This is a genomic window from Pseudomonas sp. AP3_22 TE3818, assembly GCF_053628995.1.
This window is the reverse complement of sequence record NZ_JBRJHL010000001.1, coordinates 5,170,588-5,183,519: the sequence shown is the minus strand read 5'-3', so window position 1 is coordinate 5,183,519 and position 12,932 is coordinate 5,170,588. Positions and strand designations below refer to the sequence as shown.

At 59.7% G+C, this 12,932-nt stretch carries 8 protein-coding genes; 3 read left to right on the top strand and 5 right to left on the bottom strand.

What is annotated here, in order from left to right; translation table 11 throughout:
- Positions 1–42 precede the first annotated feature (42 nt).
- A complete protein-coding gene (locus AB7M25_RS23670; RefSeq protein ID WP_428608270.1) occupies positions 43–1,170 on the bottom strand; it encodes a branched-chain amino acid ABC transporter substrate-binding protein in 1,128 nt (375 codons plus the stop codon).
- A gap of 350 nt (positions 1,171–1,520) precedes the next feature.
- Between AB7M25_RS23670 and AB7M25_RS23665 the strand changes: the two genes are divergently transcribed.
- Complete coding sequence (locus AB7M25_RS23665) at positions 1,521–1,826, top strand: DUF2288 domain-containing protein (protein WP_429387239.1); 306 nt, start codon at positions 1,521–1,523, stop codon at positions 1,824–1,826.
- Between the two features lie 290 nt (positions 1,827–2,116).
- Here the strand turns inward: AB7M25_RS23665 and AB7M25_RS23660 are convergent, their stop codons facing one another.
- A complete protein-coding gene (locus tag AB7M25_RS23660; protein ID WP_429387238.1) occupies positions 2,117–4,315 on the bottom strand; it encodes a hypothetical protein in 2,199 nt (732 codons plus the stop codon).
- A gap of 195 nt (positions 4,316–4,510) precedes the next feature.
- Here AB7M25_RS23660 and AB7M25_RS23655 point away from each other — a divergent pair, with 195 nt between their 5' ends.
- On the top strand, positions 4,511–5,407 hold the full coding sequence (locus tag AB7M25_RS23655) for an NAD(P)-dependent oxidoreductase (protein WP_429387236.1): 897 nt from the start codon (positions 4,511–4,513) through the stop codon (positions 5,405–5,407).
- Here the strand turns inward: AB7M25_RS23655 and AB7M25_RS23650 are convergent.
- Together AB7M25_RS23650 and AB7M25_RS23645 are read right to left on the bottom strand one after the other, a co-directional pair.
- The gene (locus AB7M25_RS23650) at positions 5,364–7,580 is read right to left on the bottom strand and encodes a putative bifunctional diguanylate cyclase/phosphodiesterase (RefSeq protein WP_429387234.1); all 2,217 of its coding nucleotides are present in this window, start codon (positions 7,578–7,580) and stop codon (positions 5,364–5,366) included. The two genes, AB7M25_RS23655 and AB7M25_RS23650, sit on opposite strands and share 44 nt — an antisense overlap.
- A gap of 146 nt (positions 7,581–7,726) precedes the next feature.
- Positions 7,727–8,092: a YkgJ family cysteine cluster protein gene (locus AB7M25_RS23645; RefSeq protein WP_429387232.1), complete on the bottom strand. Its 366-nt coding sequence runs from the start codon at positions 8,090–8,092 to the stop codon at positions 7,727–7,729.
- Between the two features lie 268 nt (positions 8,093–8,360).
- Here AB7M25_RS23645 and AB7M25_RS23640 point away from each other — a divergent pair, with 268 nt between their 5' ends.
- On the top strand, positions 8,361–9,710 hold the full coding sequence (locus tag AB7M25_RS23640; protein WP_429387230.1) for an MFS transporter: 1,350 nt from the start codon (positions 8,361–8,363) through the stop codon (positions 9,708–9,710).
- Positions 9,711–9,878: 168 nt separating this feature from the next.
- On the opposite strand, the gene rapA is transcribed toward AB7M25_RS23640, so the two are convergent.
- Positions 9,879–12,725 (bottom strand): RNA polymerase-associated protein RapA, encoded by a 2,847-nt coding sequence (rapA, locus tag AB7M25_RS23635; RefSeq protein WP_218476821.1) that lies wholly within the window; start codon positions 12,723–12,725, stop codon positions 9,879–9,881.
- Positions 12,726–12,932: the final 207 nt, after the last annotated feature.

Sequence of the window (12,932 nt, the reverse complement as noted above, 5' to 3'; positions counted from 1 at the left end):
CGGCACGCCGTGGGCTTTATTGGCAGTCAGTCAGGCAACGCCTTACTGAGGCTTGGCTTCAGTTTTAGGTTTGCCGAAGTGCCACTCGTAAACCACAAATTTGAAGTCTTTCAGGTCGCCTTTCTCGTCGAAGCTCAGGTCGCCGGTAGGGGTCTTGAAGGTGCCTTTGTGGATGGCTTCAGCCACTTTGGCGGAGTCTTCGGACTTGGCCGCCTTGATGCCCTCGGCGATCACTTCCACAGCCGAGTAGGCCGGGAACACGAACGGACCGCTCGGGTCTTCTTTCTTGGCTTTGAACGCGTCAGCCAGGGCAATGTTGGCCGGATCCTGGTCGAAGGATTTCGGCAGGGTCACCAGCAGGCCTTCGGAAGCCTCCTTGGCGATCTGCGAAATGGAGTCGTTACCCACGCCTTCCGGACCCATGAATTTGGCTTTCAGGCCTTTTTCCTGGGATTGACGCAGGATCAGACCCAGCTCAGGGTGGTAGCCGCCGTAGTAAACGAAGTCGACGTTGGCTTGCTTGAGCTTGGCGATCATCGAGGAGAAGTCTTTGTCGCCGGCGTTGATGCCTTCGAACACAGCGACTTTCACGCCTTTGCCTTCCAGAGTTTTCTTCACGGCAGTGGCGATGCCTTCACCGTATTGCTGTTTGTCGTGCAGGACAGCAACGATCTTCGGTTTTACGAAGTCGGCAATGTAGTTACCGGCGGCAGGGCCCTGGGCGCTGTCCAGACCGATGGTGCGGAAGACCATTTTGTAACCACGGGCGGTGATGTCCGGGCTGGTGGCAGCCGGGGTGATCATGATCACGCCTTCGTCTTCGTAGATGTCCGAAGCCGGTTGAGTGGAGCTGGAGCACAGGTGGCCAACCACGAACTTGACGCCGTCGTTGACGACTTTGTTCGCGACCGCTACCGCTTGTTTTGGATCACAGGCGTCATCGTATTCAACGGCTTCGAGTTTCTTGCCGTCTACGCCGCCCTTGGCGTTGATCTGTTCAATGGCCATTTTGGCGCCGCTGAACTGCATGTCGCCGTATTGGGCTACAGGACCGGTTTTAGGGCCGGCGATGCCGATCTTGATGGTGTCAGCTGCGAACGAATGGCTGGCAACCCCGGCCAGAACCATAGCGGCAAACAGTTTGGAAATCTGCTTAGTAGCCTTAGTCATAGTGCTCCACTCTTACTGTTGTAGTTTTTATAGTCCTGGCGCCGAAAGCAGCAGAACCGGGTCAGATATCTACGACATTCCCCGGAAAAGCCCCTCGGCAACTGTACCGGTACAGTGTAGAGCGCCGATTGTCAGCCTGGGAAGGCAGCGCCGAGGGGCAAAACCTGCAAGTGTCGCTTTATTGAAAGAAAAAGACAGAATTGCGGCGGGGCGTTGAGGGGCTTATAGCCGTATTCAGTGCATTCCCTGGCTTTCCTGCGCTTTTCATTTCGGTCACTCAATTGCAACCGGGTTTTTCTGCCAGTCCACCGACGTTATCATCTGCGTCGATTTCTTTTCCGGACAGTCCCATGAATCAAGAACCTAGCACCCTCTATGCCAAACTGCTTGGTGAAACCGCATCTATTACCTGGAAAGAGTTGGAACCGTTCTTTGCCAAGGGTGCCCTATTGTGGGTCGATCCTGGCCTGGATCTGATTGCCGCCGCCGAAGCCGTGGCCCAGGATGAAGGGGAGAAGGTGGCTGCCTGGCTGGCTGCCGACAAGCTCGCCAAGCTGTCTGAAACGCGGGCGCTGGATCTTTTTGAACGTGATCCGTCGTTGTGGGCGGTGGTTGTTTCACCGTGGATTCTGATCCAGGAAAGGGCGCAGGTTTAAAAGGTTGCACCGGCTTGGTGCGCTCCTTTCCCGCAGGAAAGTGTGTAGCCGAGTAGCGTGATGGCATGTTGCCGTAGAGAAAGGCCACAGCCTCACGGTGACGTAAACGTAACGGGAACAGTTGGGAGGGCAACTGAACGGCTGCTCAATTGTTACTGGATGTTGAAATGTACTGAATTCACGGCCGCCATCGCTGGCAAGCCAGCTCCCACAGTGTGCGTAACGTGACCAAATATCGTGATCACCACGAAACCTGTGGGAGCTGGCTTGCCAGCGATTGGGCGCGCCGCTTAGTAAGCCGTCTTGCCCGTATGGTTATTCAGCGAAATAACCTTGGTCTTGCCGATGCGGTGACGATAGATCTCGCGCAGGTACTTGATCGATTTCTTCACGCAGTCCCGGGACAGGCGGATGTCGTTGATCGAAACGAACTTGTCCTTGTCGTTGATCAGTTCACGGTATTTCTTCTCGTACATGGGCTTGATCGCGTACCAATTGGTATCAAGGATCTTCGCCGGATTCTCGAATTCGTTGAGCAACTCGTCGATCCGGTCTTCATCGAACTGTTCGTTGATGATGAAGTCCAGGATCGAATTATCCAGAGTCTCGTCGAAGCGGTACGGATTCTTCGCAAAGCAGCGTTTGATAAAGGCCACGATCAGCGTCAGGAAATCGTCCGACAGGCACGGGCTCTTGGCGATCAGGGTGGTCAGGGACAGGTTGGCCGAGGCACCGATCACCAGCGCGTAGCGCTTGAGCGTGGTGTTGGGGAACAGGCTGTTGAGGTGGGTCTTCAACCGGTTCAGGTCCATGTAGGACAGCTTGTAGTCCTTCGGCAAGGAAACAATCGACACCACCGACGAGCAATTCTTGAAGAAGTGCAGGTCGTGCAGGGCCGCCGCGTCGTACCCCGAGTTCTTGTACTGCTCCAGCGACGCGCGATAGCGCTTGGACTCGATCGGCAACAGGCTGATGCCTTCGATGGCCTGGGTGACCTTGTTGAAGTGCGGCAGGTCGATCGAACGGAAAAACAGGTCGTCGATGTTCAGGCGCGCCGGCTCTTTCTCGAACACCTTGAACTTGTCGCTGCTTGGCGGCGGGGTTTCCGGCACCACGGACTCGGCGTAGGCAATCGCTACCGGGCCTGCCAGGCTCATGAACAGGTCGTTGGCGTCCAGGCGAATGGTTTCGCCGATGTCGATGCCGGCCCGACGGAAGTAGTTCTGGTCGTAGTCGGTGGTGACCGCCTGAGCCGTCAGAATGTTGAATATCTGCTGCGAGATGTACTGGTTGGCGTGCTTTTCCATGGCATTGACATCAATGTTCTGGATATTGCCGTCATCGTTCTCTTCGGCGTAACGCATGATGTCGTTGGAAATCAGCATCATCGCATTCCATGGGCGGATGCGACCCATGACGCTGGCTTCGCTGCTGTCTTCGTTGGCGAAGTTGTAGGAGAAGTCCCACTCTTCCGAGAGGTATTTGCATAGCAGGCGACCGGCGTTGATGTGCAGCGCCTCGGACATTTCACTGCGGTGGTCGGAAATGTTCGGCAGTACACAGATGCCGCTGGTGAAGATCGGTTCGAAGACGAAGGAGTGGCCGCTCTTGCTGTCGTGCTCGTCCATCGGTTTGGTGTCGAACGTCTTGTTCATGTACGAGTGCTGCTGGGCCAGGCCGAATTCCGAGGCCATGCCCGAGCCGGTGCCGCCGCCGGCACTGAAGATCGAGAAATACAGGCGCGACTGGTTGGCCTTGATGCCGCAGCTGTCGATCAGGTACGAGTGAATCATTTTCCAGTCAGGGCTGGAGAAACGCTGGGTGTCCTTGTTCAGGATGATCTTGGCCAGGTATTGGCCGAGGATCGGCGCGTTACCGGCGCCACCGGCGTGGACTTCCGACAAGTCCATGATTTTCATTTTGCTGTAGTCGCGCAGGAAGCCGCTTTTTTCGCCCTTGCGCGAGAAGCGGATGCGTCCGGCGATGTCCTTGTCCAGGTCGCCGAGCATCACCAGCGGCTCGACCAGAAACACCGGTTTGGTGTTCTTGTTCTGACCCAGGCGCAAGTTGTTGCGGATCCACTGGGCCGGGCTGTAGCCCTTTTCGGCAAAGCGCTTGTCCGGTGACAGGCGATCTTCGTTGTTGAATTCGTTGAGGTAGAACTTGCGCGCGTTGTACACCAACTCTGCCACGTCCAGCGCAATGTTCGAGCCGCAGCGGCCCAGGCCGATCAGGCACACCGAGGGGAATTCCTGGTCGCTGTGCTGTTCGCTGTCGCCTTCCAGGTGCGGTGGGCGCGGGAACACCATGTCGCGCAGGCCGTCGAGGTTATCGAGGATGCGGTCGGTGTTGGTTTCGGTGAAGTAGAGGTATTGCTGGGTCGCCAACGGGCGGGATTGAACCAATGGCTTCGGTGATGACGGGCTGTTGGCCGCGGGGCTCAACGTCAGATCGGTTACCGCAGTGGCCGGGTTGTTTTTAGAAGTCATTGTTCGCCATCTACCTGGGCTGATTGGTTGGCCGACTCACTGGCGTCGACCCGTCACGGAATGGAATCGCGTCTTTTTTCAGCGCGCACCTGGACCATGCCTTGGTCTTTGGCCTGAGCATTGCTCGGGGGAATCCTTTCCCAAGTCATGATGAATCGGCCAGTATTTGGCGATCTTTAATCAAAAGGAGGCTAAATGATGTCAATGCTACCTTCGCTGGGGTTTGCCGGGATCGGCCTGATGGGGTTGCCCATGTGCCGGCGACTGCTGGCCGCGGGTTATCCGCTGGCGGTATGGAATCGCAATCCGGACAAGTGCAAACCACTGGTCGAGGCTGGCGCACGCCAGGTCGCCAGCCCTGCCGAACTGTGCCAGCACGCTGACGTGGTGATGTTGTGCCTGGCGGATACGGCGGTCGTGCGCGAGGTAGTGTTTGGTCCGGCAGGCATTGTCGAGGGGGCAAGAAAAGGCCAGCTGCTGGTGGACTTTTCCAGCCTGGAGCCTAACGCCACGCGGGAGATGGCCGCAGACCTCGCCGGTAGAACCGGCATGGGCTGGCTCGACACGCCGGTGTCCGGTGGCGTGGTCGGTGCAGAAGCCGGAAGCCTGGCGATCATGGCCGGTGGTGACGCACAGGATCTGGAGCGGGTTCGGCCTGTCCTGTCGATCCTGGGGCAACGTGTGACGCACATGGGCGGTGTCGGGGCAGGGCAGGTGACCAAGGCGTGCAATCAGATGATCGTCGCCTGCAATGCATTGGTGATTGCCGAAGTGGTCGCGCTGGCGGAACGTTCCGGGGTTGATGCAAGCCTGATCGCCGAAGCGCTGGCCGGCGGCTTTGCCGATTCGAAACCCTTGCAGTTCCTGGCTCCGCAAATGGCTGAAAACCGCTTCGAACCGATCAAGTGGCACGTGCGCACCTTGCTCAAGGATCTGGATGCCGCGGTGAAGTTTTCCCGTGAACAGGGCTCGGCGACACCGATCAGCGGTCTGGCCGCACAGTTGATGCGCCTGCACGGGAGTCAGGGATTTCTTGAAAAAGACCCGTCTACATTAGTGCAGATGTACCGTGCGCCAGACTCAGCGCCGTGACCGTGTAGGTGTGTTTGCGCTGGTTGATTTCGTTCAGCACCGGGAGTAACTCGGTCAGCGGCACTGGCCGACTGAGCAAATAGCCCTGAACGAAGTCACAGCCATGGTCCTCCAGGAACTGGTATTGCTCGAAGGTTTCGACCCCTTCGGTGACCACTTGCAGTTGCAGGGTATGGGCCATGACGATAATGGCCTGGACAATTTCCATGTCCTGGGTCGCCTTGGGAATGTCCTGGATGAACGAACGGTCGATTTTCAGCGTGTTGAGCGGCAAGCGCTTGAGGTAGGCCAGGGATGAATAGCCGGTGCCGAAGTCATCGATCGACAGCGATACGCCGAGGGCGCGTATCTGCTGCAGCAACACCAGTGTGTTGGCGATATTGCCCATCAAGGCGTTTTCCGTGACTTCCAGCTCCAGCCGATGGGGCTCGACACCGGCGGTCCGCAACGCGTACTCGATCTCATCGGCCAGTTCTTCGCGCGCCAGGTTCAGGGGCGAACAATTCACGGCAATCTTGAGGTCTTCACAACCTTGGCGCGACAACTCGCCCAGATCCTCGCAGGCTTTGCGCAGCACCCAGTTGTCCAGCTCGGCGATCAGGCCATTGGCCTCGGCGATGGCGATAAAGCGATCCGGCACGAGGAATCCGTGGACCGGGTGTTGCCAGCGGATCAAGGCTTCGAGCTTGCTGACCTGACCGGTCTTGAGGTCATAGATCGGTTGGTAATAGAGCATCAGGCCGGTGTCTTCACGCAGGGCGTGGCGCAACTCTTCTTCCAGTTGCAGCTCGAGCGTGGCGCGGGTTTTCAGGTTGGCGCTGAAAAAATTCAACCCGTTGCGGCCGCTGCCCTTGGACTGGTACAGCGCGAGGTCGGCGTTCTTCAACAGTTCCTCACAGGTCTTGCCGTCTTCCGGAAACAGGCTGATGCCGATGCTGGTGGTCATCACCATGCGCCTGCCGGCCAGTTCGATGGGCTCCTTCATTTTCAGCATGATGCGTTGGGCCAACTGTCGCGCTTCGTCACGATCATGCAGGTCGATGAGCAGGCAGAACTCGTCGCCGCCGAAGCGTGCGACCACATCCTCGTGACTGCGAACCGAGCTCTTGATGTGTGCGGCAAGCACTTTGAGCAGTTCGTCTCCGGCATCGTGGCCAAGGCTGTCGTTGATCCGCTTGAAATGGTCGATGTCCAGGAACAGGACTGCCAGCATCCCGCCTTCGTTGGTTTTCTCGATGAGTTTTTCGGCAAAGATCTGGTTGAACCCGCGACGGTTGATCAGGTTGGTCAGCGCGTCGTAGTGCGCCACCTGCTGCAGCGACATGCGCGCCTGGTCCAGTTGGCTGAGCAGGGAGTTGACCCGCTGCAGGTCGTGGTCCTTGTGTTGCAGTTTCTTGTCCGCCAGTGCCGCGCTGATGCTGCTCCCGATGATCAGCAAGGTCATGACCGTCACGGTCAGCGCCAGTTGCAGATGGCTGTGTTCGCCGGTTTGCACGGGCAGGCTGCCGTTGGGCAACACCAGATTGAAGGCGGCCATGGCCGTGAGGTGCATGCTCAGGATGCCTGCCCCGAGCAGCAGGCTGGAGCAGTATTTGAAGAGCTGATGCAGCATCCCGGCGCCGTTGCGCAGATACCATGCCAGCAACAGGGCTGCCAGCGCGGCACCGATCGCGATCGCGATGGAAAGGGCAAACAGGCCCGGATGGTAATAGACCGAAGCGTTGGAGTGCATGGCCGTCATGCCCACGTAATGCATGGTCGTGATACCCAGGCCGATCCCGATCGATGACGTGAGGCACTGTCGAAAACTCAGCTCGGGAAGGCTGAGGGTGTGCATGGCCAGCCACGCGGCGAGCAGCGCGATGGTGAGCGAGAACACCGTGACAGGCAGTTGGTAGTGAAGGTCGACAGGCGCCTGGAATGCCAGCATCCCGACGAAGTGCATGGCCCAGATACCGCCCGCCAGGCAGCCGCTGCCCACCCAGCGCCAGCGCGTTTGGGACGCGGTTTTTTCAGCGTGGGCCACCCGTTCGGCCATGTCCAGTGTCGCGAAACAGCCGACACAGGCGACCAGATAAGCCAGCAGCACCAGAAAAGGGTCATGTGTGCAATTGAGTATGACCTGCCCACTCTCTGGTAGCTCGGTAATGAAATGCAGACCAAGCCACTCCATAGCATGCCCCATCGTTATCCCTCGGGCCGGTGCAAGAGCGCCAGCGAATGTCATGGAGTATAGAGGGCATGGATGGAGCGCAAGCGGTAGTGGCACATTGGCGCCAAACATTTTGGCATTAACCTGATAGCGATTGGTGCTATTAGTCAGGCAATCTGCTTCTGAGGCGTCGCGAACACCGGTTGCAGGGCCGGCAAGCCGAATGCGGCACGGGCCGCGTCGCAATCGGGATTGGCCTGGCCATCGACCCATGAAGCGTCGAACTCCCGGCAGGTGCTGGAGCGTTTTTCGTAAATCGAGCACTGCACCGTACTGCCTACGTCTCCGACCAGGCTGGTGCAGCGCACGGGTTTGCAGCCGGTGCCGATCATCGCGACCCGGCTGGGGCTGATCTGCTCGACAAGTTCATCGGGTACCGTCCCCCCGGACGAGGCGCACTCACCCCAGAAAAATGACACGCGAAAATGAGAACAGCAGGCACCGCAATTCAGACACGGACTGGCTTCGGACATGGGCGATCATCGTAAGGAGGAGTGGAGACACAGGAGGGAATCAAGGCCGCTATTCTAGGCTTCGGCAACGGCTTGGGAAGGGGGGGCGAGCGGTATTTTTCATCGGCCGGACGAGCTGCGAAATACCCGCCCTGCGAAAGCTCCTACGGGTTGTGCACCATGGGCAGGTATCAACCTGGCGAATAATGAAAGACAGGTGTGGCCGGCCTGTCTAGATTGCAAAGTCCGGGGGCAGTGACGCCCCAAAAACAATAAAAGAGACGGACCCATGCAGAACTCGACCCAAGCGGCCAATGCCTGGCGCATCCTGTTCCTGTTGTTCCTGGCCAACCTGTTCAATTTTTTCGATCGCACCATCCCGGCCATCATCATCGAACCCATTCGCATGGAATGGCACCTCAGTGATTTCCAGTTGGGGATCATCGGTACGGCATTCACCATCGTCTACGCCATTGCCGGCTTGCCGCTGGGGCGCATGGCCGATACCGGCTCGCGCAGCAAGCTGATGGGCTGGGGGCTCGCGGTGTGGAGCGGGTTGACGGCCGTCAACGGCATGGTGGGCAGTTTCTGGAGCTTCCTGATCGTGCGCATGGGCGTTGGCATCGGTGAGGCCAGTTACGCGCCAGCCGCCAACTCGCTGATCGGCGATTTGTTTCCGGCGCACCGACGGGCACGGGCCATGGGCATCTTCATGCTGGGGCTGCCGTTGGGGCTGTTGCTGGCGTTCTTCACCATCGGCGCGATGGTCAAGGCTTTCGATAGCTGGCGCGCGCCGTTCTTTATCGCGGCGGTGCCCGGGTTGATCCTGGCGATCTTCATGTTTTTCATCAGGGAACCGAAACGCGGCGCCGCCGAGAGCGTTCAGGTGTCACAGGCAAAGATCGATCGACCGATTCGTCGGGTACTGGCCGTACCAACCTTCCTGTGGTTGGTGATGGCGGGCCTGTGTTTCAACTTCGCCACCTATGCCTGCAATTCGTTTCTGGTGCCGATGCTGCAACGCTACTTCCTCATGCCGTTGCAGGAAGCCGCAGTGGCGACCGGGGTTGTTGTCGGTGTGACCGGTTTGGTCGGCCTGACCCTCGGTGGCTGGATCGCGGACAAGATTCACCAGCGGGTCGCCAACGGGCGGCTATTGTTTGCCGCCTTCAGCCTGGTGATTTCGACGATCTGCACCGCGTGGGCGCTGCATTCCGGGCGAATCGAGATCGGTGTGTTCGTCGCCGTATTCAGTGTCGGTTGGCTGTTCGCCTACAACTTCTACACCTGCGTGTACACGGCGATTCAGGACGTGGTCGAACCGCGCTTGCGGGCGACGGCCATGGCGCTGTTCTTTGCCGGGCTGTACCTGTTGGGCGGTGGCCTGGGGCCGGTGGTGGTCGGGGCCTTGTCCGATCACTTCGCCCACACGGCGATGCTCGCCGCCGGCGCCGAGCAGATGACCGAAGCGTTCAAGGCGGTTGGCCTGCATGACGCGATGTACCTGATTCCGGTGGCGCTGTTGTTCACCGTCGTGTTTCTGTTCCTGGCTTCGCGGTGTTTTGTGCGCGATGCCAAGCGGATGAAGGAAGGGTTGGTGGCGGTGGTTGAGCCTGGCGTTACTGCGGCGACTGCATAATCGCTTTCGCGGGCAAGCCCGCTCCCACAGGGGATTTGTGAACGACGCAAAACCAATGTGGGAGCGGGCTTGCCCGCGAAGAGGCCATCAACAGCGCTACAAAATTCAATTAAATAAAAAGGCCCGCATCGCTGCGGGCCTTCTTTTTAAGCAGGGTGGATCAGGGGATTAACCCGCCACCAATACCCGAATCGCTTCCAGTCGCAACGCAGCCTTGTCGAGCATGGCCAGGCCTTGCTCGCGTTGTTTGCGCAGGGCCACCAGTTCGCTGTCGCGCACGGTCGGGTTGACCGCTTGCAAGGCGGTCAGGCGCGCCAGTTCTTCGTCGGTATCGGCGGCCAGGCGACGTTGCGCCTCGGCGACACGTTCAGTGTGGCGCGGCAGGATCTTCGCTTCACCGGCGTTGATCCGTGGCGTCAACTGGTCGCGCTGGGCCTGGATGAACTTGTTGGCGCTGGCACGCGGCACGCTTTCGAGCTGGTCGTTCAGGGTTTCGAACGACACGCGGGCCGACAGGTCGTTGCCATTGGTGTCGAGCAGGCAGCGCAGGGCGGCCGGCGGCAGGTAGCGGCCCAGTTGCAGCGAGCGCGGGGCAACCACTTCGCTGACGTACAGCAGTTCCAGCAACACGGTGCCCGGCTTCAGCGCCTTGTTCTTGATCAGCGCCACGGCGGTGTTGCCCATGGACCCGGACAGCACCAGATCCATGCCGCCCTGCACCATCGGGTGCTCCCAGGTAATGAATTGCATGTCTTCGCGAGACAACGCCTGGTTGCGGTCGTAAGTAATGGTCACGCCTTCGTCGTCACCCAGCGGGAAGCTGGCGTCGAGCATTTTTTCGCTCGGCTTGAGGATCAGGGCGTTTTCCGAATGGTCTTCGCTGTCGATGCCAAAGGCGTCAAACAGGGTTTCCATATAGATCGGCAGCGCGAACTGGTCGTCCTGCTCGAGGATATCTTCCACCAGTGCATCGCCTTCGCCCGCGCCACCGGAGTTCAACTCCAGCAAACGGTCACGGCCGGTGTGCAGTTCGGCTTCCAGGCGCTCACGCTCGGTGCGGGCTTCGTCGATCAGCGCTTGCCACTCGCCATCGTCGGCTTCTTCGAGCAGCGGCAGCAGGCGCGGGCCGAACTGGTGTTGCAAGGCGTTGCCGGTCGGGCAGGTGTTGAGGAATGCGTTCAGCGCTTCGTGGTACCACTGGAACAGGCGCTCTTGCGGGCTGGTTTCCAGGTACGGCACGTGCAGTTCGATGATGTGCTTCTGGCCGATCCGGTCCAGTCGACCGATACGTTGTTCCAGCAGGTCCGGGTGGGACGGCAGGTCGAACAGCACCAGGTGATGGGAGAACTGGAAGTTGCGGCCCTCACTGCCGATTTCCGAGCAGATCAGCACTTGCGCGCCAAACTCTTCGTCGGCGAAGTAGGCAGCGGCGCGGTCACGCTCGAGGATGTTCATGCCTTCGTGGAACACCGTGGCCGGGATGCCGGAACGCACGCGCAGGGCGTCTTCCAGGTCCATGGCGGTTTCGGCGTGGGCGCAGATCACCAGCACTTTGGTGCGCTTGAGCATCTTCAACTGGTCGATCAGCCACTCGACGCGCGGGTCGAACTTCCACCAGCGCTCTTCTTCGCTGGCGTCCGGCTGGGCCTGGAAGCTGACTTCCGGGTACAGCTCGGCGTGATCGCCCAGCGGCAGTTCGAGGTATTCGTCCGGGCACGGCAGCGGGTACGGGTGCAGCTTGCGCTCCGGGAAACCTTGTACCGCGGCGCGGGTGTTGCGGAACAGCACGCGGCCGGTGCCGTGACGGTCAAGCAGTTCGCGCACCAGGCGCGCGCTGGCTTCGGTGTCGCCATCGTTGACGGCGGCCAGCAGGGCTTCGCCTTCGTTGCCGAGGAAACCGTGGATGGTCTCGTGGGCTTGCGGCGACAGGCGTCCCTGATCCAGCAACTCCTGAACGGCTTCGGCCACCGGGCGATAGTTTTCGCTCTCGGCGCGGAAGGCTTGCAAGTCATGGAAACGGTTCGGGTCGAGCAGGCGCAGACGGGCGAAGTGGCTGTCCTGGCCCAGTTGTTCCGGGGTGGCGGTCAACAGCAGTACGCCAGGAATGGTTTCGGCGAGTTGCTCGACCAGCGAGTATTCAGGGCTGACCTGATCTTCGTGCCATACCAGGTGATGAGCCTCGTCGACCACCAGCAAGTCCCAGCCTGCCGCGAACAGCGCGTCCTGGGCTTTCTCGTCGTCCACCAGCCACTCAAGCGCGACCAGCGCGAGTTGGGTGTCTTCGAACGGGTTGCTGGCATCGCTTTCGATGAAGCGCTCTTCGTCGAACAGCGCGACCTGCAGGTTGAAACGGCGACGCATCTCGACCAGCCACTGGTGCTGCAGGTTCTCCGGAACCAGGATCAGCACACGGCTGGCGCGGCCCGAGAGCAACTGACGATGGATCACCAGACCGGCTTCGATGGTTTTGCCCAGGCCCACTTCGTCAGCCAGCAGAACCCGCGGTGCGATACGGTCGGCGACTTCGCGGGCAATGTGCAACTGGTGCGCGATCGGTTGCGCACGCACACCGCCCAGGCCCCAAAGGGAGGACTGCAACTGACGGCTGGTGTGTTCCAGGGTGTGATAGCGCAGGGAGAACCAGGCCAGCGGGTCGATCTGGCCGGCGAACAGACGGTCGCTGGCCAGGCGGAACTGGATGAAGTTCGACAGTTGGGTTTCCGGCAGAGTGACCACTTCGTTCTGCCCGTTGAGGCCGTGGTAAACCAGCAGGCCATCAATGTCATCGACTTCGCGGACGGTCAGCTTCCAGCCTTCGAAGTGAGTGATGGTGTCACCCGGCGAAAACCGCACGCGGGTCAGAGGCGCATTCCGTAGCGCGTACTGGCGGGTGTCGCCAGTGGCCGGGTAGAGCACGGTCAACAAGCGGCCGTCCTGTGCCAGAACGGTGCCTAAACCCAGCTCGGCTTCGCTGTCACTGATCCAGCGTTGCCCCGGTTGATACTGCTGCGCCATGCTGCCTGACTCCCACCTTGAAAAAGCGGGCTATCTTAACGGAATGAGGGCTCCAGGGCCAAAGGACTCTCAGAAAAACTCACAGTCTTACGTTAGCCCACCTGTGCAGGGATCGCCGTTGACTGCACCTATGAGTGCCAATTGAGTCACAGTTTGCGACCGATGGCTCAAGTCGCCATCCCCGCAGCCGACAGCCTGCTGACAGGA